Genomic DNA, 25,804 nt, shown 5'->3' with positions numbered 1-25,804 from the left:
ATATGTTAAAGTTTGAATTGAGTTCTTTGTCTGATTCTATAGATAAAGAGTTGTGGGAGAAGATAAATGGTAAAACCAAACCATTGGGTTCTTTGGGGATGTTAGAGAAAATTGCTTTTCAGATGGGGAAAATTCAGAATACCCTGTGTCCAAGCATTAACAAACCGCATGTAATTGTATTTGCGGGAGACCATGGTATTGCCGACGATGGAGTTAGTTTCTATCCTAAATCAGTAAGCTACCAAATGTTATACAACTATATGAAGGGTGGTGCGGCAATTAATGTTTTTTCGAATCAGAATAATATCACTTTCAAAGTAGTGGATGCTGGGGTTGATCATGATTTTGATCCTGATCTGGATATTATTAACCAGAAAATAGCTTACGGAACTAAAAACTATCGTTTCGGTCCTGCAATGACTAAAGAGCAATGTCTTGAAGGTATTAAAAGAGGTGCAAGTATTATAGAATCTATTTATAATGAGGGAAGTAATTTTGTGATTTTTGGTGAAAAAGGAATTGGAAATACTTCTTCGGCATCTTTAATTTTAAGTGTACTGGGAGAGATTCCCCTGGATGAATGTGTTGGTCGCGGTACCGGATTAGATTCTGATGGCGTAAAATCTAAATATGAACTTCTTAATGAGGCATTATCTAATTTCGATACTACAAATAAGAATCCGATTAATGTTTTAACTCAGTTTGGGGGCTTCGAAATAGTTATGATTGCAGGAGCTATGTTGAAAGCAGCAGAGCTGAAAATGACAATGTTAATTGATGGTTTTATTATCAGTTCAGCTTTATTATCAGCATATAAAATTAATCCTAAAATAACTGAATACTGTCTGTTTGCCCATAAATCTAACGAAAAAGCGCATTTTAAAATGCTTGAAATACTAAAGGCTGATCCAATTTTAGATATCGGAATGAGATTGGGTGAGGCTACGGGTGCAAGTGTTTGCTTTCCAATTGTAAAAAGTGCGGTTCAATTCATAAACGAGATGGCTTCCTTTAGTGAGGCGGGAGTTTCTGAGAAGTAAAATATTCATTTTTCTGTACATTGATTTATCTTACCTTATAAAAGGTGAGATATTAATATAAATAACTCATACACATGAATTTCAATATCGAAAAAACAAATCAATCCTTAATTGAAGAATTAAAACATAAAATTGATTTTAAAACCAAACCTATAGGATCCTTAGGACTTTTGGAACAATTGGCTATAAAAATCGGAAGCATCCAAAATACATTGTCGCCAGAATTAAACAAACCGCTTATTTTGGTTTTTGCTGCCGATCACGGAATTGCACTTGATGGTGTAAGTCCTTATCCTCAGGAAGTAACCTGGCAAATGTTCGCAAATTTTATAGCTGGTGGAGCGGCAATTAATGTGTTTTGTCGACAAAATGGGATCGATACTAAAATTGTGGATGCAGGTGTTAACCATGATTTTGAAGAAAGTGAAAATGTTATTAATGCCAAAATTTCTTATTCAACAAAATCATATTTAAAAGAGGCTGCTATGACAGATGAACAGTTCTCAAAAGCTTTACAAAAAGGAGCTGATTTAGTTGAAGTTGCTCATAGCAATGGAACTAATATAATTGGTTTTGGAGAAATGGGAATTGGAAATACTTCTTCTGCCGCTGTTTTATTGCACATGCTTACAAAAACAGACCTAAAAGAATGTGTTGGACGAGGAACTGGTTGGGATGATGAAGGCTTGCAAAAAAAATATGAAATCCTTAAAACAGCCGTTGAAAATTACAAGGGAGATGAAAGCATAGAAAGTATCTTTTCATATTTTGGAGGTTTCGAAATTGTAATGATAGCCGGTGCAATGCTAAAAGCAGCAGAATTAAAAATGTTGATTATTGTTGATGGATTCGTGATTACATCGGCTCTACTTGCAGCGCATAAAATGAACTCTAATGTGTTAGATTATTGTACTTTTACTCATAAATCCAATGAGAAAGGGCACAAATATATGCTCGATTATTTTAATGCCAATGCAATTCTCGACTTAGGAATGCGCTTAGGTGAAGGAACTGGTGCTGCAGTTGCTTATCCAATTATTCAATCATCAGTTAATTTTTTGAACCAAATGGCTAGTTTCGAAGACGCAGGAGTTAGTAATAGCAACAAAATTTAATAAATTTTACTATGGAGTCTTAATTACAAATAAGGCTTCCATATATAACAAACCTGAACTATTGATTCAATTTGCAAAATGAGAGAACTCAATATATTCTTTACTGGATTATCTTTTTTTACCAGAATTCCTTTCCCTAAAAAAGCAGAATTCAAAAAGGAGTACCAACATGAAGCGATTAAGTATTTTCCAATTTCTGGAATTATTATTGGTGCTTTTGCAGCATTGGTATTTTATCTTGCCAACTGGGTATTGCCTTTTAATATTGCTGTTGTGCTAAGTTTGGGAGCTACAGTTTTATTTACCGGAGGTTTACACGAAGATGGATTTATGGATGTCTGTGATGGCTTTGGTGGCGGCTGGACTCGTGAAAGAATTCTCGAAATAATGAAAGATTCATTAATTGGAGCATTTGGTGTAACTGGAATCGTGTTTTTAGTTCTTACTAAATTTTCTTGCCAATATTCTGTTTCGGCAGCTCAATTGCCATGGGTGCTCATTGCTGCTCATTCAACAAGCCGAATGTTTGCTGCAAGTTTGGTAAACTCACACAAATATGCCCGTGTTGATAATTCTAAAGCAAAAGATTATAGTCATAAACTAAGTGCCGGAAACTTTATATTTACAATATTTAGTGGAATTTTACCAATTGTATTATTAGGGCATATCAAATATTTTCTTATCCTAATTCCTGTATATCTTTGCAAAATATTATTAGGCAGATATTTTAAGAAATGGATTGGCGGTTTTACAGGCGACTGCATTGGAGCAACACAGCAAGTATGCGAGGTGATGTTTTATCTTTCTTATCTTATTATAATAAATCAATTATAAATAATTATCATGGAAATATATTTAATACGACATACAAAAGTAGCAGTGGAACAAGGAGTTTGCTACGGACAAAAAGATGTAGATTTGGCCGAAAGCTACCCGATAGAGTTAGAAGCTGTAAAAGAAAAATTAAAAGGAATTGAATTTGATGCTATTTATAGTAGTCCTTTAAGTAGAGCAAATAAATTAGCAACTGATATTTATGGAGATTGCGTGATTGCCGATGAACGTTTAATGGAATTAAATTTTGGAGATTGGGAAGGTAAAGTTTGGGACGAAATTAAAGATCCTTTATTTCCTGCTTGGATGGAAGATTTTGTAAATAGAAAATGCTCAAATGGAGAATCGTTTGTTATGCTAAATGATAGGGTAACAAAATTTTGGAATGAGATAAAATCTAAAGATTGTAACAAGATTGCAATATTTACACATGGTGGCGTAATGCGAACCATTCAAGCGATACATAAAAATATTAAACTAGAAGATTCTTTCAACGAACCAACTCCTGAGTTTGGAGAAGTTGTAATCATTCCAGTTTAAATTATATTTTACATTTTTAAAAGCAGGGTTTCCAATGAAATTCTGCTTTTTTTCATTAAATCTTTAAATTAACTTAAAATAATGTGCAAAATAGAATTCAGAAAATATTATTTTAATAAGTTTTTGTGTCTGCAATATGCTTTAAAATAGCAATAAGCAAGTAATACAAAATTTGTCAGAAAAAAATAAAAGACTATTTTAGCCGGCACAAATTAACAATAATTTATATGAAAAAATTATTCTATCTATTACTTTTTGTGCTTATTTTAGTTTCATCATGCAAAAAACAAATTACTTATAAGCAAGTAAATGTAATTCCAGAATATGCTGAAATCCAATCTAAAGAAGATATCTCTACTTTTACCGATACTTGTATTACCCCTTATATTTATACCAAAGTAATTTCTTTAAGAAAACTTCCGGTTAAGGAAAAAAAGCAAAAGTTTGTGGAAATGTTACTTCCATCTATTCTTTTAATACAACACAATCTAAATCAAAAAATTAAGCGACTAGAACATATTGAATTGTGGCTGTCGAAAAAGCAAAATTATATAAAAAGTGATAGTATCTTTTTGTTTGATTTATTTAAACAGTACAATTGCTCTGAAATTGAAGAATTAAAAATAAGATTAAAACCACATTCGGCAAGTATTGTTTTAGGACAAGCGGCTATTGAATCTGGTTGGGGATCTTCACGATTTTTTCAGGAAGGAAATAATGTGTTTGGAATATGGTCGTATAATGCTGGAGAAAATCGAATAAAAGCATTAGTAGGAAGAGACTCTACCAATATTTATGTACGTAAATATGCAAGCATAGAGGCCTCGGTAAAAGATTATTACAAGACAATTGCCAGGCTTAATGCCTATAAAGAATTTAGAAATAACAGATCGAAAACAACAGATCCGTATAAATTGGTACCATTATTGTATCGTTACTCCGAAGTGGGCGATGTTTATACCGATTATCTTCATAAAATAATAAAAGATAATGATCTAACTAAATTTGATAGTTATACAATAAGTAAGAAATATTTAAAAGAAGAAACAGTAGACTTAAGTCTGTTAATTAAATACCCTTTAAATAGCATTTATTGAAGTATATTTTTAGCTTAATTTTATTTGATTATTCTTTGAAATAGTTATTTTTAGGCTTGTTTTAGCGAAAAGAAAAAAATTATATAATCATAAAATTAGAAGTATGAAAAAAATTATTTTATTTATTGCAGTATGTTTTTGTGTTTCAAGTGTATTTGCGCAATCTGCTGCTCAACTAAAAAATGAAGGAAATGCAGCTCTTAAATCAAAAGATTATAAAACCGCTATTGAGAAGTATGAGGCTTTTTTAGGAGCAGAAGATACTGTTGAAGATATTGCTTTGGTTTTTAACACAGCTTATTGTGCTAGTAAAATTAAAGATTATGCTAAAGCTGAAAAATATTTTGCTCAATCCGTTGTAAATAAGTATAAGCCATCTAAATCCTATCAATATCTTGCTTTAATGCAAAAAAAGCAAAATAAAACTAGCGAAATGGTAGCTACTTTACAAAAAGGTATTAAAGCATGTCCAACTAAAAATTCTAAATTAGTTTCTAGTCTTGCAAAACATTACTTTTCTGTTGGACAAACTGCGCAAAAAGGAAATAAATTTGAAGCTGCCGAAGCTTCTTATAAACAAGCAGCTGAAATCAAATCAAAATATCAGGAAACTGCTATGTTAGCTTTAGCTCAGTTATACTATAATAAAGGAGCTGAATTTTGGCCAGGAACTCAGGATAAAGCAAAATCTTATTTCGAAATGGCTACCGCCGCGGCAAATAAGCTTTTAGCTGTAAATCCAGAAAAAAAAGAAGCAAAAGATTTAATCACTACAATTAAAGGTTTGTTGAAGTAATCTTTTAGACAAAATATAAATTGCAAGGGATATCCAGAAATGGGTATCCCTTTTTGTTTTTTGTCGTATATAAAATTGTATTTTCATACAATCTTAAAATGAATACGAAATTATACCATATTAGCCTTAGGTTTGTTAAAAGCTCGATATTAATCTTGTTTTTAATCTTGCCTTTTTATGGTTTTACTGATGAGCTAAAAAATGAAGAAAAAGAATTTGATTTGCATTCAATTACATTTGTGCAAAAGCAAATTGATGTCAGTAAATCTGACGAAACGCTTTATTTTTCCTTAAGAGCTCATTCTGCAATAGGACTAAACAACGTAATTGTATTTTTCGAATCTCCATCCGGAAAAGAAATACGCCAGACCTCTTGTAAATGCAGAAAAAAAACTAAAGTTGGACTTCTACTTGGTCGTATTTTATTTAAAAAAAAGTCCGAATCTGGTGAATGGAAAATCAATAAAATTGTGATTGAAGATCAAAATGGAAATCACAAAACTTACAATAGAGAATTTTTAGTGCGAAATAAATTTGCACATTCCTTCCAAATAAAGAATTCTCGAAATTAAAAAATAGTTTAATCAGTCATCTATAGTTAAATCTAGATTTTTTTCCTTATTTATTCTTAATCTTAATTAATAGTAGTTCAGATAAATACTATTTCTTATCTAATTTTAAGTAAAATACTTAAAATCAAAGCCTCAATTATTTGCATATTTGTAGTCTTACTTAAGCTAACTAACGATTTATAATCGTAACACAAAAAAACAACTAACAAATGGCAAAAATTACTAAAAAAGATGCCTTAAAGTACCATTCGGAAGGGCGTCCTGGTAAAATTGAAGTTATTCCAACAAAACCTTATCGAACACAACGAGATTTAGCTTTGGCTTATAGTCCTGGGGTTGCCGATCCGTGTTTGGAGATTGAGAAAAATGCTTCCGATGCATACAAATATACTGGCAAAGGAAATCTTGTGGCTGTAATTTCTAACGGTACTGCAGTATTAGGTCTTGGAAATATCGGTGCTCTTGCCGGTAAGCCAGTAATGGAAGGGAAAGGTCTGCTTTTCAAAATATTCGCAGATATTGATGTTTTTGATATTGAAGTAGATGCAACTGATGTTGATAAATTTGTAGATACAGTTAAAGCTATTGCACCAACTTTCGGAGGAATTAATTTAGAAGATATTAAAGCACCCGAATGTTTCGAAATAGAAGATCGTCTTAAAAATGAATTGGATATTCCGGTTATGCATGATGATCAACATGGTACAGCAATTATTTCTGCTGCCGGATTACTGAATGCTCTGGAAATTGGAAATAAAAAAATTGAAGAGGTTAAAGTTGTGGTAAATGGAGCAGGAGCTGCAGCTATTTCTTGTACTAAGCTATATATTTCTTTAGGCGTAAAAGCCGAAAATGTTATTATGTGCGATAGTAAAGGCGTGATTAACTCAAAACGAAAAGATTTAAACTCGCAAAAAAAACAATTTGTTACGAAGAGAGATATTGATACTTTAGCTGAAGCTCTTGTTAATGCCGATGTATTTTTAGGTTTATCGGTAGGTGGAATCATGAGTAAAGAAATGGTATTATCAATGGCCGAAAATCCTGTTGTTTTTGCTCTTGCAAATCCGGATCCTGAAATTTCCTACGACGATGCTACCGATGCACGTAAAGATGTTATTGTGGCAACAGGAAGATCCGATTATCCTAATCAGATAAATAATGTTTTAGGTTTTCCTTATATTTTTAGAGGAGCATTAGATGTTAGAGCTACGGCAATTAATGAAGAAATGAAAATTGCTTCGGTACATGCCATTGCAAAATTAGCCAAAGATTTGGTTCCCGAATCGGTACATGCAGCATACAACGAAGCAAATATTGTTTTTGGACGAAAATATATTATTCCTAAAGCCTTAGATCCACGCTTGGTGTCAAGTGTTGCAGTTGCTGTTGCAAAAGCAGCTGTTGAATCGGGAGTGGCCGAAAATGAAATTAGTGATTGGGACGCTTATGCCGAAGAACTAAGACAACGATTAGGCGTGGAAAATGAATTACTAAGAACTGTTTTTAACAAAGCAAAAAGATTTCCTAAACGTGTTGTTTTTGCTGAAGGAAATAATTTTAATGTATTAAAAGCAGCTCAAATTGTTTTACACGATGGTATTGCCAAACCAATTATTCTTGGAAATCCTGAGAATATCAATAAAATAATTAGCGAAAACGATCTTGATCTTGATGGTGCGGATATTATTGATGTTCGAAGTGAGTCTGAAAAGGAAAGAAGAAATTACTTTGCAGATATTCTTTCTACAAAAAGAGGCCGTAAAGGATTAACACGAAAGGAAGCTGTCGAAAAAATGTACGATCGCAACTATTTTGGTGCCATGATGGTTGAAAATGGTGATGCCGATGTTTTTATTTCAGGTTATGCCACTCGATACTTTGAAGCCTTAAAAATTGCAAGCAAAGTTATTGGGATGGAAGAAGGAATGAAAACTTTGGTGGGAATGAACATTATTATGACCAAAAAAGGACCTTTGTTTTTTGCTGATACCACTGTAAATTCTGAGCCAACATCAGAATCACTAGTAGATACGACTATTAGTACGGCAAGAGCGTTAAAATCTTTTAATGTTGATCCTGTAATGGCAATGGTTTCCTATTCTAATTTTGGATCGGTACGTAAAGGCAGTCCGGTAAAAGCTAATAAAGCTATTGAATTATTACATGAAAATCATCCGGAATTAGCTGTAGATGGAGAAATGCAATTGAATTTTGCTTTAGATAAAAAATTAAGAGACAAAACATTTGCTTTTAATAAAATTAAAGGAAAAGATGTAAATACGATTATATTCCCGAATTTGAGTTCTGGTAATATTGCTTATAAATTAATGCAGGATTTGGGTGGCTCAGAAAATATTGGTCCAATTTTACTTGGAACAGCAAAACCTTTCCATATTGTACCAATGGGATGTTCTGTTAGAGAGATAATTAACATGACCGCCATTGCAGTTGTTGATGCTCAAGGCTAAATATTTACAAAAAATAGAGTTAGGAAAGGATGAAAATTGTATTTTCGTCCTTTCTTTTTTTTAATGGGTTTATAAAATGAGTGTTATTTACTTTCTTGATTTACTGGGAACTATCGTATTTGCGATTAGTGGAACTATGTCGGCAGCAAATAAAAAATTAGATCTTTTTGGTGCTTACTTTACTGGTTTTATAACTGCAATTGGCGGCGGAACTCTTCGTGATGTTATTCTAGGTAATTTTCCTGTGGGATGGATTAGTGATATAAATTATATGATTGTCATTAGCTTAGGAGTTATAATTTGTTTTCTATTTAAGCAATATATCAGAAAATTAAAACGTACACTATTTTTATTTGATACCATTGGAATAGGAGTATTTACTATCATAGGAATAGAAAAATCCTTAGCTTTAGGTATTCATCCATTTTTATCCATTATTATGGGATTATTTTCGGCTGTTATGGGAGGCGTTATTCGTGATATGTTGTGTAATGATATTCCCTTAATATTTCGAAAAGAAATTTATGCTACAGCCTGTTTAGTTGGTGGTGCGTTATTTATTTTTCTCGACTTTTTATCAATACCATCTTCCTTAAATCAGTTTTTAACCATAAGTTGTATAATTGCATTTCGAATTTTGTGTATACGTTTTAAAATATCACTTCCTGTATTAAAATACTAATCATCAGGATATCTTGTTTCATTTCAGTATCTAATTTTGTATATTTAGTATGCTCGCATAAAAACAAGAAGGATGGTAAAAAGTAATAATTTAATTTCCATACAAAAGCAATTGCTTCACTTTACTCCAGATGATTCCAGAGTAGTTACACGATTTTTTACGCCTGGTAACTTAAAGCGAATTGAAAATATTTTTGATCGAATTCTTCTTTTATCTGATAAGGAAACTGCGCAAATTTTAAAAAAAACGATTAATAGCTTTTCTAAGCGACATCGAAATATAAAAAGAATATTTAAGGATAATTTCGATCAAATTAATCAAGAAATTAGTTTTAGTACTGATTTTACTTTAGATCAAAAATTACTTATTGGTTCCTATTTTACAATGGAATATTCCATTGAGTCGGCGGCTTTATTTAATCCATCAGTTGTTATTCACCCCGAACAAATTGAAACTGAATCGGACAGAATTAAAGTATTATTAAGTTTTAGGGCTGTAGGTGAAGGACATATATCTTCCATTGTATTTAGACGGGGAATTATCAAATCGAATGGAGAACTGGTGGTGCAAAAAAATAGTGCATTGGTGGAAAGAGTAGATCGAATTCCCGATCCATCCTATCATAAAAATGATTTTAGCTTAAAAATGATTGAGTTGGGAGTGTACCACTCAGTAGCAAAAATTCTTGACAATTTGCTCGAAGAATTTACTTTCGCTGAATTAAAGGAATCAATAGCAGAATTTCGAAAAAAAAAGGAGCTTAAACACAAAAAAATCGGTCGAACTTGCGAAGAGGCAATAGATACCTTGCTTTGGCTAGCTAATGCCAATTATGAAATTAAATTTTCGCCTGATTTGGATATTAGTGCACGTGTAATTTTTCCGGTATCTAATAACGAAATAAAAGGAGTTGAAGATGCTCGCTTTGTTTTGTTTAAAAATGGTAATGGCTCTGGAAAAAATGTTTATTATGCTACCTATACTGCTTACAATGGCTTTAAAGCATTGCCACAGTTAATTGAGACTGTCGATTTTTGTCATTTTAAAGTTTCTGTTTTACTAGGAGAAGGATCGAAGGGAAAAGGAATGGCTATATTTCCACGAAAAATTAAAGGAAAATATGTTACAATTTCCCGAAACGACAATGAGAATTTATATATCATGTTTTCTAATAATATTAAGCATTGGGAAACACCTATCTTATTAAAACCTCCATCTTTTTACTGGGAATTTTTCCAAATCGGAAATTGCGGATCACCAATAGAAACAGAAAAAGGTTGGCTATTACTTATTCATGGAGTTGGTCCTGTTCGCACCTACACAATAAGCGCAATTCTTCTCGATCTAGAAGATCCAACAAAAGTAATAGGTCTTTTAAATGAACCTTTCTTAATTCCAAGCGAAGAAGAACGAAATGGCTATGTTCCAAATGTTGTATATTCCTGTGGAGCCATTATTCATAAAGAAATGCTAATTATTCCTTATGCAATGGCCGATTCAAGATCAGGAATTGCATCCTTACACTTACAGGATCTTTTCAATAAAATGATATACTATTAAGAATGAGCATTAAGTTTTACATTTTCCTTATTGCTTCGATAATAAAATTTAGCATTTGGAATAGGCTTTTTTATTAATTGAGAATAAAGCTTGATATGTCTTTTTGCGATGACATTCCAATTTTTTAATTTGTTATTATTGCAAATGTTAGCCCGCAATTCGGCTCTTAAATCATTATCCTGAAGTAATTTTGTAATACAAGAAACATATTCTTCATCGGTTTGAGCATAAAAACCACCATTAACTTCTGTAATCCAATTTTTAAAACTCTCTAAATCGGATGTTACAACCGGAAGATGAAAAGCCGATGCTTGCGCTAAAACACCACTTTGTGCTCCTTTTGTATAGGGGAGAGCTAATACATCTGCTGCACTTAAAATTGTATCTAATGTATACTGAGGAAATTTACCATAAAGTACTTTTACATGATTATTTAAACCTAAATTATGAATTTCATTATACAAATTATCCTTATAATCCGAATGTTCATTAATTCGACTTCTCGAAGCCATTAATAAAACCATATCTTTATTACGAGTAATTAAGTCAGGTAGTAAAGAAAAGATTCTCTCGATATTTTTTGTAGAACGTAAATATCCAGCCAGTAAAAGCACTTTTTTGTTTTCTAATCCCAGTAATTCCTTGGCATTATTTACATTATCAACTTCCCTAACTCCGTGAGGAATTACTTTTATTGGATTTAAGCATCTATAATTACGTTCTAATATATCTTTCTGAAACGATTCGTGAACAATAACAGCCGAGCTTAAATTTAAAATATGTTGAACGATAATTTTCTCTTCGTATTTAAGATCTTCAAATACAGTATGTAAGGTTACAACAACAGGAGTTTCGGATAAATTACACCTAATTAAAAATTCAATTATCTGAACTCCTCTTTGATCTCCAAACAGGCCAAATTCATGTTCAACATGCACAATATCAGGAGTTAATCTTTCAACATAAAAAAATAATTTTCCAGCAATATCTTTATCCTGAGGAGCATACACCTCGAATACATTTTCTCCAGCAGCTCCCAACTGACTTAATATTCTTATTTCTTTTCCATTTTTCGCAACAGCATTACTCAAATATTCAGTATAGGTCGCAATTCCGCACTCTGTAGGTGGATATGTAGATACATAAGCTATTCTCATAATAAAATTCTTAGTTTAATAATTTTAATAAATCAGATACACTTGTAATCGCAAGACAAATAGTTTCATCACAGGCTCCGTAGTAAATCCATAATTCTCCATTTTCTTTTTCAATCATACCATTTGTAAATACTACATTAGGGAAGAAACCTTTTTTTTCATAGTCTGTTTCTGGTACAAAAACGGGAACATTAGCTTTTTTTAAAATTTTTTGTGGTTCGTCTAAGGCCAGTAATAAAAGTTTAAGAGAGTACACACTATTTTCTCCTTTGGCATGATACAGTACAAGCCATCCTTTATCTGTTTTTATTGGCGATGACCCACCTCCAATTTTTTGACTTTCGCTCGGACTTCCATCTGGTCGTAAAAGACAATAGTGCTCACCCCAACTAACCATATCAGGAGAAGTAGCATACCATATAGAAGGCAGTCCAAAGCCTTTATTATCGGGGCGATGAATGGCAGCATACTTGTTATTTATTTTCTCAGGAAAGAAAGCCACATCTTTGTTTAAGGGAGGAAAAATAATTCCGATTTTTTTCAAATGCACAAAATCTGTGGTTTTTGCTAACATTGTAACATAGCCATCACCAGAAACCGCTGTATAATTAATATAGTAGGTATCATCTAGTTTAACAATTCTTGCATCTTCAACACCAAAGCATTCACAAGGTAAATCCGGATAAATAAACGGTTGTTCATCTACTGTAAAGTGAACACCATCATTACTTCTGGCAATTCTTAAATGACTAATTGTTGATAAATAATCTTTGCCTTTGTAAAAATACCCTCGCGTATCTTTTATCAATAAATCAGGATTATCCTTTTTAAGCCGAATCAAATCAGCTTTTCCATTATTAAAATAGGGGATTGTGACATAATCATCTTGTGCTAAGCAATTTTCAGCCACTCTCATCAATAATATAATTTCATTCTTATATTTTACAGCACCAGGATTAAAAGTCCCTAATACCTGATAAGACGGATTTGATGGTTTAACGTCTCTAGGAAAAACAAGTGGGTTTTCAGTATTTCTTCTCATCATTTATGACATTTGAATTAAATTATTAAAATTTAGATACTTAGAAGCATGCTCGCCATAAGAGCGTACTTTTCCATCACAAATTTCATAGGTACATCGTTCTCCATATACTCCCGAGAATAATATTTCATATTCCTGATCTTCATCATCTTGCATAATAATTTTATAAATATTTTGATGAACTTTTGTATCTTTAAGACTTTTGTGGCAACAAGGACAAGACATCTGAATAATTTCATTTTTCTTTAAATCGAAATATGGATGTTTTAGTATCTCATAATCACCTAAATGTATGCTGAATAAAAGTATTCCTTTTTGTCCTTCCTTATTTTCTGCTGATACAATTATTCTTTCACCTACATTAAGATAGGTTCTGCAATTCGGACATAAATAATTTGCCTTCATAACTTCTGTTTTAGTGATTTGATCCTATAAAAAATATACGCCAATAAAAGAAGAAAGTCAATTAAATTATCTAATAATCAACAAACTGAAAGAAATATAGTAAGACTATAAAAAATACCTTAGTCAATAATCTTCTTTGCTGTTTTTTATTCATTGTTAATTCATATATATTTGAATAAGGACATTAAATAATTTTTGCTTTTTATAGATCTATAAAATTGAAATTAACCATTACCATAATTCGCTGGATTGCAAGATTTATAGGAATATTTTTATTTCTGTTTTTTGTATGGTTTGCTATGGAGATTGGTACGCCCGATTTTGATATGATGTCACTACAGGAAATAAAACTTTTTGCTGCAAATTTATTAATGCTTATTGGCTTAATTATTGTTTGGAAATTCGAATTTATTGGTAGTATTATATTGATCGGATCTTATGTCTTTTTTTCAATTGTAAATTTTTCATTTTGGATAGGTCCGGTATTTCCTAATTTTCTACTAATTGGTATTTTACATTTGTTTTGCTGGATTACCAGTACTATTTTAAGTATTCGCAAATCTAATTTTACCATTAATATGCTCTTAAAATAAATGCTGTATAGCTTAATAAATTCCCCGCAAATAGTGAGATTCTAGAGCAAATTTTACTATTTTTGAAATGTAACTATCTTAACAAACATAAATTTAACCACATGTTAAACATTGCATTATTTGGCCCTCCTGGTGCAGGAAAGGGAACTCAATCTAAAATGCTTATTGAAAAATATAATTTAGCTTATATTTCTACCGGAGATATTCTTCGAAGCGAAATTGCGGATGGCACTGAATTAGGTTTACAAGCAAAAGATATCATTAAAAAAGGAGGATTGGTTCCTGACGAAATTATTGTTCAAATTATTGAAGAACGAATTCAAACCAATAAAGAAGTAAATGGTTTTCTTTTTGATGGATTTCCAAGAACTACTGTTCAGGCATACATTCTGGAAGGTTTATTATTAAAAATGAATACCAAATTAGATTGTATGCTAAGCTTGGAGGTTCCTTCAGATCAGCTACGCAATCGTTTGTTAGCAAGAGCTAAAAAAGAAAACAGAGCCGATGATACTGACGAAGTAATTGATGTAAGATTACAAGAATATGACACAAAAACTGCTCCCGTTGCATCTTTTTATAAAGAAAAAGAAATTTATCATGGCATTGATGGGTTAGGTGATATCAATCAAATTTTTGAGAGATTAACCAGTGTTGTAAATCAAACTCTTGAAAAATCGTGGATCAATCTGGTACTTTTAGGACCTCCAGGTTCGGGAAAAGGAACTCAGGGACGTAAATTAGCCGAGAAATTCAATTTAGTTTATATTTCTACCGGACACTTAATGAGGCAGGAAATTAAAAAAGGTACTGAAATGGGAAAAAGTGCTAAAACTTATATCGAGAAAGGAGATATTGTTCCCGACGAAATTGCAATAAAATTAATCGAGCGACAAATTAGAAAGCATCCACATGCCAATGGATTTATATTTAAAGGATTTCCACGCACAATTGTGCAAGCATATATATTAGACGGTTTGCTTAGAAAATTAGATTCTACCGTAACCTCGGCAATTAATTTAAATGTCTCCACTTTAGAATCAATTAAAAGGTTAACAGCTCGTAGTAAAACCCACAGTAAAAGAGCTTACGATGCTGATACCGATATAATTATTCATCGCCTTGAACAATACGAAAACAGGAGTATTAAGGTTAGTGAATATTATTCAAAACAATCTAAACTTGATATTATTAACGGTGTAGGAGATAAAGAAGTAATTGCGAATAGACTAAACGATTCAGTGCTTGAATCGTTTAAGAAAATTAGATAATTATTCAATAAACCGGTTTTTAATAAAAACCGGTTTTTTTTATTACATAAAATTATTGTTGCTTGACATGATTATAATATCAATTAATCAAATGTAATTATTATAATAGTTTTTATTTTAGTAATATTATAGTCTACACATATTTATTTTGCTTATGTTTCTCGAAAATCCAAATTCAGGTATGCTATTGTCTGCTATTAGACAATTGAAAAGTTTGAATCATAACAATGCTTTAATTCTTGTTGGAGAAGAGTGTAAAATATCGCCCACTGAGATTGTTTCAAGTTTTAATCGTTATAAGCTAAATTTTATTGGTGGAGTATTCCCTAAAGTTATATTTAATAAGCAAATAAGCTCAAAAGGTATGATTATAAAGGAAATAGATATGGATGTATTTTCGATATATTTTGAAAATCCAGACCATTTTTCCGAACAATTCGCTGATTACCAGGACTGTAAATTTACAACAGCTTTTACCTTAACCGCTGGTTTTTCTTCAGCTGTAGCAGCGCACCTTAGAATTTTATATACCTACTTAGGAAACGACGTTGATTTTTTTGGTGGTGGTGTTGGAAGGACCATTGAAAATCCTGATGGAATTCTTTTTAACAATGATGGAACTTATCAAAAAGGAACAATAGTTGTTTTTTTTAATAGCAAAACAAAAATGTATGCAAAACATGGGTGGACAAAATCCGAAGGCCCATTTATTGTAACAAAAGCATCTAAAAATTTAATACTTGAACTGAATTGGGAAAATGCTTTTGAAGTCTATCAAAAATGCTTAAAAGAAAGTAAAAATATAAACATAACAAAAGAAAATTTTGTATCTTACTCTATGGATTATCCGTTTGGTATTTATAAAGAAGGTCGGGAGTATATTGTAAGAGATCCAATTAAAATAAACGACAAAGGTTATCTAACCTGTGTGGGAAACATACCGGAAAATTCATTAGTAGATTTATTATCAATACAGCATGATGAGCTTGAAAAGCTTCCCAAAGAACTTGTAGAAAATTGTAAATTCGAGGGAGAGAATCATCCTGATATTTTATTATTTGACTGTATATCGAGAGTAAATCACTTAAAAGACAATTTTTCGGTTGAATTAAATGGGATTTATTCGGAAATAAAAAAGATTTACCCTTCTAAAGATTTGGAAGGAGCCTTGTCGGTTGGAGAAATTTTTTCTAATGGTGAAGGATATCTGGAGTTTCTAAACAAATCAATAGTGCTTGGTTGCTATTATTAATTTTTTATCTATGGATACAAATAATATAATTACTGATATATCATTTCTTTACGAGCTATCCTTATCTGTAGGACAGTCACTAGATAAAAAAGAAAACTGTAAAAAATTTCTACAAACGCTAATGTCTCGAAAGAACCTTGAATTTGGTGCTATTTGGATCAATAGTTATTCAATTCCTTATTCGGAAAATACATCGGGATATCGTGCAATATTTTCACATCCTCATATCAAGCTTGAAACCGAAACAATTCCAAAATCAAAATATCTAAAAAATTGTTTTAATAATAACGATTCTTTTTCTATAAAGCTCACAGCCGAAGTTAGTAAGGCTATCGGTTTTAAAATGAAGGAGAGTGGTAATATCACCTTTTTCAGACTACAGGATTTAGGTTTTATGGTTCTTTATTCATCAGCAAATAATACCTGGAGCACTAAAGAACAAACTAAATTGAAAAATGTAATTAACAAATTTACCATTTCAATAAAAGCTTGTCTTTTTCATGAAAAATCAATACAAGATTTAATTACCATATCCAAAACACAGAAAGCTTTAGAGCAATCAAAAATTAAGGCAGAAGAAGCCAATGATTTAAAATCTGCTTTTTTATCTAATATTAGTCATGAATTTCGCACTCCAATTAACTCAATTGTAGGATTTTCAAATCTATTATCCGATAAAAATATTTCCCAGGAACAACAGGATAAATTTGTAGTTCATATTTCTGAGAACAGTCATAAACTTCTAAGAATGATAAATAATCTCTTAGATGTTTCAAAAATTGATTCGAATCAATTAGCAATAATTGAAGAAGACTTTAACTTAAATCGGGTTATTAATGATATTCACACTCGATATCTTTCTAAAATACAGGGTAAATCGCTTAAGCTAAACTTTGTTTTTCCTCCAAACAGTGAAAATAATATTCTTAAAGCTGATAAAAATAAATTCATACAGATAATTGAAAATTTACTAGATAATGCAATCAAATTTACCCAAAAAGGTTCGGTAGAAATTGGGTATTATCTGGAAAAAGAAAATATTCCTATATTTTACATAAGAGATACAGGTGTTGGTATTTCTCAAGATAAACAGGGGAATATCTTTGATTTATTTAGACAAGTCGATGGTAAATCTACACGTAAATTTGAAGGCTCAGGCATTGGTTTAACATTGTGCCAAAAGCTACTAAATTTAATGAATGGCGAAATTTGGTTTGATTCTGAGGAAAATATTGGGAGTAATTTTTATTTTCGTTTATCAGGAAAAGGTCAGGTAAAAATGGATCTGATTAATGATAATTTGATTGAAGAAAATGTAAATCCATTACAGCAAATTACAGCAATTGAATATTCCAGAAAAACTGTTTTAATTGCTGAAGATGTAAAGTCTAATTTTAATTACCTGAATTCTATTATTGAATTAACCGATGCTAAGGTCATTTGGGCTAAAAATGGTAAAGATGCAATTCAGCTTTGTAAAAAGGATGATTGTAAGATCGATTTGGTTTTAATGGATATTAAAATGCCAGAAATTAATGGATTAGAAGCAATAAAAATCATTAAGAAATACAATAAAAATCTTCCAATTGTTGTACAAACTGCTTTTGCAATGAATAATGAACGTGAAGATTGTATTAATGCAGGCGCTGATGATTTTATTACTAAACCTATTGATCCTCGGACTATAATTAAAATTCTAAAACAATATCTATAGTATTTTAGATTTTAAATAAATCGATTAGTATTCAATAAGTACTTGTAAAACTTCAAATAGGCTAGAATCATTAAAAGTCTTATAATTCATATTATGTTTAATAGGATATGTATTAAAAAAAGGGACCCGCATTTAGATCCCTTTTTTTATAAGTTACTCCATTCCGTCTAACTTTGCTTTCATCTCGTTATATTTTTCAAGATAAGCTTCGTTTTCGTTTCTAAGTTTAAAATATAGTTCTTTCAATAACATCATAGAGTTTTTCTCATCAGGTTTAATTTCAAGAACTTTTGTGAAATATGGAATTACTTTTTCATACTCAGCAAAAACTACTTTAATTGCTGCATTGTATTTTTTAGCATCCATAATTTCATTGGCTGCTTTGTGCTTAACACTTACCATATTTAATTTAAGAACACCTAAATTATATTGAGAAGTGAAATCTTTAGGATCTAATTCTAAAGCTTTAACATACATTTTCTCAGCTTTTTCGAATTCTTCAGTCTTCTCGTACAATGTACCTTTAGCTCTGTAGAACGATCCATTACTTGGATCTAAAGCAATTGCTTTGTCAAGATATTCGGCAGCTTTTTCAGGTTCTCCACCTAACATGTAATAGTTAATTAATTCAACTAACATCCATGAATCGTTAGGAAATAATTCAAAACCTTTATGTAGGTATTTTACTGATTCTTCTTCGTTTCCAGCATTTTTAAGAACATTAGAAAGATTTGCATAAGATTTTGCTCCTCCATAATTGTACTCAATAGATTGTTTGTAATACTTAATTGCTTTTTCGAAGTTTTCTGATTTTTGAGCCGCCATTGCTGCATTGAAAATAATAGCAGTATCTACAGGAAGCTCTCCTTTAAACATATCCATTGCTTCAATTTCAAGTACTTTCTCAAAAGCATCTAAAGCACCAGCATAATCAGAAGAATTGTAACGGTTCACCGCTTCGTTGGTAAAATCCGGAATCATATTAGTCATTTGTGCCTTAACAGGCTTCTTCATTTTACCTTTAGCATCTAACTCTAAAGCTTTTAAATAAGCTTCATAAGCTATCTCCAATGGAGTTTTAGATAAGTTTTTATATGCAGGAAGTGGACTTTCAAAAATCCCCTGATAAACCTTACCTTTTACAAGATATGCTTTTGGATAAGCAACACATTTCTCGTTTTTGATTCCTTCATCAATAGCTTGTTTTGCCTTGTCTATCTTACCTGAGGTTAAATAATTCTGTGCCCCAGTTACTTTACTTTTCTGTGCGAATACAGAAGAAACACACATAAGCATAACTAGAATGAATGATAATTTTCTCATAATCAATGTTTAGTTTTTATAATAACCTTAGTTCAAAAATAAATGTTTCTTTTAAGTTTGAGATAAGATTAACCACTTTTATAATTATTCTTAATTTATAATTTTTATTCTTCACCACCTTCGGTTACTGTATCCTCAGTAGTTTCTTCTTCATCATTAGAAGAGTTTACTTTGGCTACAGCAGCAATTGAATCGTTTTTCTTACTTAGGTTAATTAAACGTACTCCTTGTGTTGCACGCCCCATAACTCTAAGATCAGATACAGCCAAACGAATGGTGATTCCAGATTTGTTGATAATCATTAAATCGTCATTGTCGGTAACATTCTTAATTGCAATTAAATTTCCAGTTTTGTCGGTAAGGCTAATTGTTTTAACACCTTTACCTCCTCTATTAGTAATTCTGTAATCGTCAATATTAGAACGCTTACCGTATCCATTTTCCGATACTACAAGAATATTCTCTTCTTCATTCTTAACACATATCATGCCAACAACTTCGTCATTCTCATCTTTAAGCGTAATTCCTCGCACTCCTGATGCTGTTCTACCCATTGAACGAACTTGATCTTCAGCAAATCTAATGGCTTTTCCTGATCGTACAGCAATTAAAATTTGGTTCTCGCCATTGGTAAGTTTTGCTTCTAATAACTGATCGCCTTCACGAATAGTAATTGCATTCACACCATTTACTCTTGGTCGTGAATATGCCTCAAGTGGAGTTTTCTTAACAACTCCTTTCTTAGTACATAAAACAATATAGTTATTATTAATATACTCTTCTTCTTTTAGATTAAGGACATTAATATAAGCTTTCACATTATCCTGAGGTTCAATATTTAATAAGTTTTGAATTGCTCTACCCTTCGATTGCTTGGTACCTTCAGGAATTTCGTAAACTTTTAGCCAGAAACACTTTCCTTTTTCAGTAAAGAACAACATTGTATTATGCATTGTAGCCATAATCATATGTTCAAGGAAATCTTCTTCACGCGTTATACTTCCTTTCGATCCAACTCCACCTCTGTGCTGTGTTTTAAACTCGGCAAGTGGTGTACGTTTAATATAACCCATGTGCGAAATAGTAATTACCATTTCTTCATCAGCATAAAAATCTTCAGGATTAAATTCCTCAGAAGCATAAACAATATCGGTTCTTCTTTCGTCACCATATTTAGCTTTTACTTCAATTAATTCTTCCTTAATGATATCCATTCTCATCTGCTCATTGGCAAGAATCTCTTTCAAATGATCAATTAACTTCATTAACTCTTCATACTCTGCATGCAATTTATCACGTTCTAATCCCGTAAGTTTTTGCAAACGCATATCAAGAATTGCCTTGGCCTGTATATCATCCAATTCAAAATTAGCCATCAATCCATTTCTTGCTTCTTCAGGAGTCTTTGATCCTCTAATTAAAGCAATCACTTGATCAATATTATCTAATGCGATAATTAACCCTTTAAGGATATGAGCTTTATTTTCTGCCTGACGTAATTCATACTGAGTTCTTCTAACTACTACGTCGTGGCGATGCTCGATAAAATTATCTATTAAATCCCTTAGATTTAACATTTTAGGACGCCCCTTGACTAGTGCAATATTGTTTACACTAAAAGAGGTTTGCATTTGTGTATACTTGAATAACTTATTCAAAACAACATTTGCAATAGCATCTCTTTTCAAATCAAAAACGATTCTCATTCCTGTACGATCCGATTCATCGTTCACATTAGAGATACCGTCAATCTTTTTATCGTTAATTAAATCGGCAGCCTTCATAATAAGCTCTGCCTTATTAACCATATAAGGTATTTCAGTTACAATGATTTTTTCACGACCATTGTCTGTAGTTTCTATATTTGTTTTTGCTCTTACAACAACTCTACCTCTACCCGTTTCAAAAGCTTCTTTTACGCCTTGATATCCGTAAATAGTACCTCCTGTTGGAAAATCAGGTGCTTTAATGATACGAATCAACTCGTCCATCTCCACCTCTTTATTATCAATGGTAGTAATAATAGCATCAATAGTATCGGACAAATTATGTGGAGGCATATTTGTTGCCATACCTACCGCAATTCCGGAAGCTCCGTTAACCAATAAGTTTGGAATACGAGTTGGTAAAACTGTAGGCTCTTTTAAAGACTCGTCAAAATTAGGAACCATATCAACGGTATCTTTATCAAGATCCGATAAGATTTCCTCTGCTATTTTGTCCATTCTAGCCTCGGTATAACGCATTGCCGCCGGACTATCACCATCAACAGAACCAAAGTTACCTTGTCCATCGATTAACGGATATCGAAGCGACCAATGTTGAGCCATACGAACCATAGTCATATAAACAGAACTATCTCCGTGTGGGTGATATTTACCTAATACTTCACCAACAATTCTTGCTGATTTTTTATAAGGCTTATTGGCTGTTATACCTAACTCGCCCATTCCGAATAATACTCTCCGGTGAACAGGTTTTAGGCCATCTCTAACATCCGGCAAAGCTCTGGAAACAATCACAGACATCGAATAATCGATATATGCCGATTTCATTTCCTCTTCTATATTGATACGTATAATTCTCTCTCCCGTAGACATCTATTATTAATTTAAATTCTATAATATTCTCAGATCTACAAAAGTAACAAAATATGTCATTTTCGCGTAAGAAAATATGCTATATTTAAGGGTAGATTAAGATAAATATTAAAGCTTCTCACTTTAAAGCTTGATTATTAGTTTAATTCCCGTTTTATTTGAATTCTTATTAAAAAATAGATTGGTATTATACCCTTGTATCTAATATTTTTTTGTTATTTTAATGATGCTTTAATCAATTCTTAAAATAATTGAATGATAGCAAAACAAATTATTGATTTAAAAACTTAAAGACTTACATATATGGATTCAAAATTTTCACCCAGAATAAAAGATGTTCTTTCATTTAGCAAAGAGGAAGCCGAAAGGCTTGGCAATAGTGCTATTGGTACAGAACATTTATTCCTAGGAATTCTTCGTGAAGGTGAAGGAATTGCCGTTGATATTCTTATTTCTTTAGGCGTTGACCTATATGATATTAGAAAAAATATTGAAAAGAAAATCAAATCTGATTCCATCACTGACCTAGATCAGAATGATATTCCACTGCAAAGATCGGCAGAAAGAGTATTGAAATTAATTTACCTGGAGGCAAAAGCATTAAAAAACAACACTATTGATACAAGTCATTTATTACTAGCTATTTTAAAAGATAATGACAGTATGGTTACTCAAATTTTAGATAACCAAACGATAGATTATAATAAGGTAAAAGAAAATCTAAAGACTTTATTTCCTAAGGCCCAAGCCGATTATCCCGAAGAGAATGAAGGTAAAAGCGGACTTCCCGGAGGAGGCTCTAAAAGTGTTGGAAGCAGAGGTAAGTCAGAAACCCCTGTTCTGGATAATTTTGGCATTGACATTACAAAATCTGCAGAGGAAGGAACTTTAGACCCTATTGTTGGTAGGGAAAGAGAAATTGAGCGTTTGGCTCAAATTCTTAGTCGTAGAAAGAAAAATAATCCTATTCTAATTGGTGAGCCTGGGGTTGGAAAATCTGCTATTGCTGAAGGATTAGCTTTACGTATTGTTCAGAAAAAAGTCTCTCGTGTTCTTTTTGGGAAAAGAGTTGTTACTCTTGATCTAGCATCTATTGTTGCAGGAACAAAATATAGAGGACAATTTGAAGAAAGGATGAAAGCTATTTTAAATGAGCTTTCGAAAACTACTGACATTATTCTTTTTATCGACGAGATACATACCATTGTAGGTGCAGGTGGAGCTACAGGTTCGCTTGATGCTGCAAATATGCTAAAACCAGCTTTAGCCAGAGGCGAAATACAATGTATTGGAGCTACAACTTTAGATGAATACAGACAAAATATTGAAAAAGATGGTGCTTTAGAACGCCGTTTCCAAAAGGTAATGGTGGAACCTACTTCACCTGAAGAAACTGTAGAAATTCTAAATAATATTAAGGAGCGATACGAAGATCATCACAATGTATATTACACCAAAGAAGCAATAGCTGCCTGTGTAAAACTTACTTCTCGTTATATTAGTGACAGATATCTTCCAGATAAGGCTATTGATGCTTTAGATGAAGCAGGTTCTCGGGTTCATATTTCAAATATTAACGTTCCTGTTATTATTGAGGAACTAGAGAAAAAGATTGAAGATACTCGTCAGAACAAAATTAAAGCTGTAAAAGCTCAAAAATTTGAACTTGCAGCTAGCTATAGAGATAAAGAGAAAAATTATTCTGTAGAACTTGAAAATGAGAAAGACAAGTGGGAAAAGGAACTTAGCCTGAAAAAAGAAAAAGTTTCTGAAGAAGATATCGCAGAAGTTGTTGCAATGATGACAGGCGTTCCAGTTAAAAGAATTGCTCAGGCTGAAGGTTCTCGTTTGTTACAAATGGATGCAGAATTACAAGGTCGGGTTGTAGGTCAAGATGATGCTATTGCAAAAATTGTAAAAGCAATTCAACGAAATCGTGCAGGTTTAAAAGATCCAAACAGACCAATTGGTACTTTTATATTTCTAGGCCCCACCGGAGTCGGAAAAACTCAATTGGCAAAGGTGCTTTCGGAATACTTGTTTGATAGTGCAGATGCTCTAATTCGTATTGATATGAGTGAATATATGGAAAAATTTGCTGTATCAAGACTCGTGGGGGCTCCTCCAGGATATGTTGGTTATGAAGAAGGTGGACAGCTCACAGAAAAAGTAAGAAGAAAACCTTATTCTGTGGTTCTGCTCGACGAAATTGAGAAAGCTCATCCCGATGTGTTTAATATTTTATTACAATTGCTGGATGATGGACAACTTACAGATAGTTTAGGACGAAGGGTTGATTTTAAAAATTCCATTATAATTATGACCTCCAATATCGGAAGTCGTGAGTTAAAAGATTTTGGGAAAGGCATTGGTTTTCAGTCTGGTTCGTCAGCATCCGGGGATTATACGAACAGTATTATTCAAAAAGCACTAAAGAAAGCTTTTGCTCCTGAATTTTTAAATCGTATTGACGATTTAGTGATGTTTAATTCTTTAACACAGAAAGATATTCATAAGATTATCGATATAGAACTTAATGGTTTATACAAAAGAATTGAAGAACTTGGTTATAACATTAAGATATCTGCGGCAGCAAAAGATTTTATTGCAGAAAAAGGATACGATGTTCAATTTGGTGCAAGACCGTTAAAGCGTGCAATCCAAAAATATTTAGAAGACGAAATGGCTGAAGTAATTATTCGGGCAAGTATCTCTGAAGGTGATACTATCTCTGTTGGTCTTGATAAAAACAAGCAAAAAATAACTACAAAAATTTTAAAAGCACAAAAAGAATTAGAGTAAATATTAACCGGAGTTAAACTCCGGTTTTTTTAGATTCTTTTGTATTTTATTTAGACAGATTCAAAATAATTTTTATCTTTGATTTAAATAATAAAATTACATAATCATGCAAAAAAACAATAGCAAAGTAACATTCGCAGGAAATGCGATGACATTAGTAGGAACAGAAATCAAAACAGGAATAAAAGCTGAGAATTTTACAGCTCTAAATCAATCTTTAGAACCTGTTCAGTTATCCGATTTCGATGGGAAAGTAAAAGTTCTTTCCGTATTTCCTTCTATTGATACAGGTGTTTGCTCTGCTCAAACTCATAGATTTAATAAGGAAGCTGCTTCATTAGATAAAAATATTCAAATTATTACTTTATCGAATGATTTACCATTCGCATTAGGACGCTTTTGTGGTGCCGAAGGCATCGAAAATCTGGTAACTTTATCAGATCATAAAGATTTAGACTTTGGATTAAAATATGGCTTTGTAGTAGAAGAATTACGCTTACTGGCAAGAGGCGTTGTTGTTATAGACAAAAATAACGAAGTTAAATATGTGGAATATGTTGCCGAAATGACAAATGAACCTAATTATGATGCTGCGCTTACAGTTGCAAAATCATTAATTTAGTTCTATTATCTAAATAAGTTTAAAGCTCCTTTTGGGAGCTTTTTTTGTATTCTAAATTAAAGACAGAGATTAAGAATATTCACATATATATTATTAAAGGATTACTATTATTCTATAATATTTAGCCTAAATATTAATTTATAAAGCAGTAAAAAAAAGAATAAATCAATTTTTTACTGCTTTATAAGACACTATCCCGCAAAGTGTGTAAATGAAATTTATAGGGTTAGGCGTTTAGCCTGACCCTATCTTCAAATATAGTTAAAAACTGATTTAAGATCACTCCCCAATTTCTGATTGGCATGGTCCATTTTTT

General features: G+C 31.9%; 21 protein-coding genes. 16 read left to right on the top strand and 5 right to left on the bottom strand.

The window, feature by feature from the left end:
- Positions 1 to 2: 2 nt before the first annotated feature.
- The 10 genes from cobT (ACT3CE_RS16740) to ACT3CE_RS16695 all read left to right on the top strand — a co-directional run bounded on the left by cobT (ACT3CE_RS16740) (position 3) and on the right by ACT3CE_RS16695 (position 10,707).
- The gene (cobT, locus tag ACT3CE_RS16740) at positions 3 to 1,040 is read left to right on the top strand and encodes a nicotinate-nucleotide--dimethylbenzimidazole phosphoribosyltransferase (protein ID WP_444710922.1); all 1,038 of its coding nucleotides are present in this window, start codon (positions 3 to 5) and stop codon (positions 1,038 to 1,040) included.
- 74 nt (positions 1,041 to 1,114) lie between these two features.
- Positions 1,115 to 2,155, top strand: a complete 1,041-nt coding sequence (gene cobT, locus ACT3CE_RS16735; RefSeq protein WP_444710921.1) for a nicotinate-nucleotide--dimethylbenzimidazole phosphoribosyltransferase — start codon at positions 1,115 to 1,117, stop codon at positions 2,153 to 2,155.
- Between the two features lie 78 nt (positions 2,156 to 2,233).
- The gene (locus ACT3CE_RS16730; protein WP_444710920.1) at positions 2,234 to 2,989 is read left to right on the top strand and encodes an adenosylcobinamide-GDP ribazoletransferase; all 756 of its coding nucleotides are present in this window, start codon (positions 2,234 to 2,236) and stop codon (positions 2,987 to 2,989) included.
- A 9-nt stretch (positions 2,990 to 2,998) separates the two neighbouring features.
- The gene (gene cobC, locus ACT3CE_RS16725) at positions 2,999 to 3,529 is read left to right on the top strand and encodes an alpha-ribazole phosphatase (protein ID WP_444710919.1); all 531 of its coding nucleotides are present in this window, start codon (positions 2,999 to 3,001) and stop codon (positions 3,527 to 3,529) included.
- A 227-nt stretch (positions 3,530 to 3,756) separates the two neighbouring features.
- Entirely contained in the window at positions 3,757 to 4,626 is an 870-nt protein-coding gene (locus ACT3CE_RS16720) for a glucosaminidase domain-containing protein (RefSeq protein ID WP_444710918.1), read from the top strand.
- Positions 4,627 to 4,729: 103 nt separating this feature from the next.
- Positions 4,730 to 5,422 carry a tetratricopeptide repeat protein gene (locus tag ACT3CE_RS16715; protein ID WP_444710917.1) on the top strand — a complete coding sequence of 231 codons (693 nt, stop codon included), beginning with the start codon at positions 4,730 to 4,732 and terminating at the stop codon, positions 5,420 to 5,422.
- Between the two features lie 98 nt (positions 5,423 to 5,520).
- The gene (locus ACT3CE_RS16710; RefSeq protein ID WP_444710916.1) at positions 5,521 to 5,994 is read left to right on the top strand and encodes a hypothetical protein; all 474 of its coding nucleotides are present in this window, start codon (positions 5,521 to 5,523) and stop codon (positions 5,992 to 5,994) included.
- 209 nt (positions 5,995 to 6,203) lie between these two features.
- Positions 6,204 to 8,465, top strand: a complete 2,262-nt coding sequence (locus ACT3CE_RS16705) for an NADP-dependent malic enzyme (protein WP_444710915.1) — start codon at positions 6,204 to 6,206, stop codon at positions 8,463 to 8,465.
- 76 nt (positions 8,466 to 8,541) lie between these two features.
- Positions 8,542 to 9,147: a trimeric intracellular cation channel family protein gene (locus tag ACT3CE_RS16700; protein WP_444710914.1), complete on the top strand. Its 606-nt coding sequence runs from the start codon at positions 8,542 to 8,544 to the stop codon at positions 9,145 to 9,147.
- 72 nt (positions 9,148 to 9,219) lie between these two features.
- Positions 9,220 to 10,707 (top strand): glycoside hydrolase family 130 protein, encoded by a 1,488-nt coding sequence (locus tag ACT3CE_RS16695; RefSeq protein ID WP_444710913.1) that lies wholly within the window; start codon positions 9,220 to 9,222, stop codon positions 10,705 to 10,707.
- Here ACT3CE_RS16695 and ACT3CE_RS16690 read toward each other — a convergent pair.
- Genes ACT3CE_RS16690 through ACT3CE_RS16680 form a run of 3 tightly spaced genes read right to left on the bottom strand, consistent with a single transcriptional unit; the run spans position 10,704 to position 13,311 of the window.
- The gene (locus ACT3CE_RS16690) at positions 10,704 to 11,864 is read right to left on the bottom strand and encodes a glycosyltransferase (protein WP_444710912.1); all 1,161 of its coding nucleotides are present in this window, start codon (positions 11,862 to 11,864) and stop codon (positions 10,704 to 10,706) included. The two genes, ACT3CE_RS16695 and ACT3CE_RS16690, sit on opposite strands and share 4 nt — an antisense overlap.
- Positions 11,865 to 11,874: 10 nt before the next feature.
- Complete coding sequence (locus ACT3CE_RS16685) at positions 11,875 to 12,909, bottom strand: glycoside hydrolase family 130 protein (RefSeq protein WP_444710911.1); 1,035 nt, start codon at positions 12,907 to 12,909, stop codon at positions 11,875 to 11,877.
- A complete protein-coding gene (locus ACT3CE_RS16680) occupies positions 12,910 to 13,311 on the bottom strand; it encodes a hypothetical protein (protein ID WP_444710910.1) in 402 nt (133 codons plus the stop codon).
- A gap of 218 nt (positions 13,312 to 13,529) precedes the next feature.
- Between ACT3CE_RS16680 and ACT3CE_RS16675 the strand changes: the two genes are divergently transcribed.
- The 4 genes from ACT3CE_RS16675 (at position 13,530) to ACT3CE_RS16660 (ending at position 18,141) form a co-directional block, all read left to right on the top strand.
- Positions 13,530 to 13,904, top strand: a complete 375-nt coding sequence (locus ACT3CE_RS16675; protein ID WP_444710909.1) for a DUF7670 domain-containing protein — start codon at positions 13,530 to 13,532, stop codon at positions 13,902 to 13,904.
- 101 nt (positions 13,905 to 14,005) lie between these two features.
- Positions 14,006 to 15,175, top strand: a complete 1,170-nt coding sequence (locus ACT3CE_RS16670) for an adenylate kinase (protein WP_444710908.1) — start codon at positions 14,006 to 14,008, stop codon at positions 15,173 to 15,175.
- Positions 15,176 to 15,329: 154 nt separating this feature from the next.
- Positions 15,330 to 16,427, top strand: a complete 1,098-nt coding sequence (locus tag ACT3CE_RS16665) for an FIST signal transduction protein (RefSeq protein WP_444710907.1) — start codon at positions 15,330 to 15,332, stop codon at positions 16,425 to 16,427.
- 10 nt (positions 16,428 to 16,437) lie between these two features.
- Positions 16,438 to 18,141: a hybrid sensor histidine kinase/response regulator gene (locus tag ACT3CE_RS16660; RefSeq protein WP_444710906.1), complete on the top strand. Its 1,704-nt coding sequence runs from the start codon at positions 16,438 to 16,440 to the stop codon at positions 18,139 to 18,141.
- Between the two features lie 153 nt (positions 18,142 to 18,294).
- Here ACT3CE_RS16660 and ACT3CE_RS16655 read toward each other — a convergent pair whose 3' ends face one another.
- Positions 18,295 to 19,464, bottom strand: coding sequence for a tetratricopeptide repeat protein (locus ACT3CE_RS16655; RefSeq protein ID WP_444710905.1), 1,170 nt, complete (start codon positions 19,462 to 19,464; stop codon positions 18,295 to 18,297).
- A gap of 104 nt (positions 19,465 to 19,568) precedes the next feature.
- On the bottom strand, positions 19,569 to 22,064 hold the full coding sequence (gene gyrA, locus ACT3CE_RS16650; RefSeq protein WP_444710904.1) for a DNA gyrase subunit A: 2,496 nt from the start codon (positions 22,062 to 22,064) through the stop codon (positions 19,569 to 19,571).
- Between the two features lie 303 nt (positions 22,065 to 22,367).
- On the opposite strand from gyrA, the gene ACT3CE_RS16645 reads away from it, so the two are divergent.
- Positions 22,368 to 24,866 carry an ATP-dependent Clp protease ATP-binding subunit gene (locus ACT3CE_RS16645; protein ID WP_444710903.1) on the top strand — a complete coding sequence of 833 codons (2,499 nt, stop codon included), beginning with the start codon at positions 22,368 to 22,370 and terminating at the stop codon, positions 24,864 to 24,866.
- A 106-nt stretch (positions 24,867 to 24,972) separates the two neighbouring features.
- Positions 24,973 to 25,488 carry a thiol peroxidase gene (tpx, locus tag ACT3CE_RS16640; RefSeq protein ID WP_444710902.1) on the top strand — a complete coding sequence of 172 codons (516 nt, stop codon included), beginning with the start codon at positions 24,973 to 24,975 and terminating at the stop codon, positions 25,486 to 25,488.
- Positions 25,489 to 25,804: the final 316 nt, after the last annotated feature.

It is taken from the genome of Marinifilum sp. RC60d5 (genome assembly GCF_052400665.1).
Lineage (GTDB): Bacteria > Bacteroidota > Bacteroidia > Bacteroidales > Marinifilaceae > JBQTGK01.
This window is presented reverse-complemented; position numbering and strand designations above follow the sequence as displayed.

What these genes read in the sequence shown, in the direction of transcription:
- ACT3CE_RS16660 (WP_444710906.1), top strand. Translation starts at nt 16,438, where the DNA reads ATGGATACAAATAATATAATTACTGATATATCATTTCTTTACGAGCTA.
- ACT3CE_RS16700 (WP_444710914.1), top strand. Translation starts at nt 8,542, where the DNA reads ATGAGTGTTATTTACTTTCTTGATTTACTGGGAACTATCGTATTTGCG.
- ACT3CE_RS16670 (WP_444710908.1), top strand. Translation starts at nt 14,006, where the DNA reads ATGTTAAACATTGCATTATTTGGCCCTCCTGGTGCAGGAAAGGGAACT.
- cobT (WP_444710921.1), top strand. Translation starts at nt 1,115, where the DNA reads ATGAATTTCAATATCGAAAAAACAAATCAATCCTTAATTGAAGAATTA.
- ACT3CE_RS16690 (WP_444710912.1), bottom strand. Translation starts at nt 11,864, where the DNA reads ATGAGAATAGCTTATGTATCTACATATCCACCTACAGAGTGCGGAATT.
- tpx (WP_444710902.1), top strand. Translation starts at nt 24,973, where the DNA reads ATGCAAAAAAACAATAGCAAAGTAACATTCGCAGGAAATGCGATGACA.
- cobT (WP_444710922.1), top strand. Translation starts at nt 3, where the DNA reads ATGTTAAAGTTTGAATTGAGTTCTTTGTCTGATTCTATAGATAAAGAG.
- ACT3CE_RS16655 (WP_444710905.1), bottom strand. Translation starts at nt 19,464, where the DNA reads ATGAGAAAATTATCATTCATTCTAGTTATGCTTATGTGTGTTTCTTCT.
- ACT3CE_RS16720 (WP_444710918.1), top strand. Translation starts at nt 3,757, where the DNA reads ATGAAAAAATTATTCTATCTATTACTTTTTGTGCTTATTTTAGTTTCA.
- ACT3CE_RS16710 (WP_444710916.1), top strand. Translation starts at nt 5,521, where the DNA reads ATGAATACGAAATTATACCATATTAGCCTTAGGTTTGTTAAAAGCTCG.
- ACT3CE_RS16680 (WP_444710910.1), bottom strand. Translation starts at nt 13,311, where the DNA reads ATGAAGGCAAATTATTTATGTCCGAATTGCAGAACCTATCTTAATGTA.
- ACT3CE_RS16665 (WP_444710907.1), top strand. Translation starts at nt 15,330, where the DNA reads ATGTTTCTCGAAAATCCAAATTCAGGTATGCTATTGTCTGCTATTAGA.
- cobC (WP_444710919.1), top strand. Translation starts at nt 2,999, where the DNA reads ATGGAAATATATTTAATACGACATACAAAAGTAGCAGTGGAACAAGGA.
- ACT3CE_RS16695 (WP_444710913.1), top strand. Translation starts at nt 9,220, where the DNA reads ATGGTAAAAAGTAATAATTTAATTTCCATACAAAAGCAATTGCTTCAC.
- gyrA (WP_444710904.1), bottom strand. Translation starts at nt 22,064, where the DNA reads ATGTCTACGGGAGAGAGAATTATACGTATCAATATAGAAGAGGAAATG.
- ACT3CE_RS16685 (WP_444710911.1), bottom strand. Translation starts at nt 12,909, where the DNA reads ATGATGAGAAGAAATACTGAAAACCCACTTGTTTTTCCTAGAGACGTT.
- ACT3CE_RS16645 (WP_444710903.1), top strand. Translation starts at nt 22,368, where the DNA reads ATGGATTCAAAATTTTCACCCAGAATAAAAGATGTTCTTTCATTTAGC.
- ACT3CE_RS16715 (WP_444710917.1), top strand. Translation starts at nt 4,730, where the DNA reads ATGAAAAAAATTATTTTATTTATTGCAGTATGTTTTTGTGTTTCAAGT.
- ACT3CE_RS16730 (WP_444710920.1), top strand. Translation starts at nt 2,234, where the DNA reads ATGAGAGAACTCAATATATTCTTTACTGGATTATCTTTTTTTACCAGA.
- ACT3CE_RS16705 (WP_444710915.1), top strand. Translation starts at nt 6,204, where the DNA reads ATGGCAAAAATTACTAAAAAAGATGCCTTAAAGTACCATTCGGAAGGG.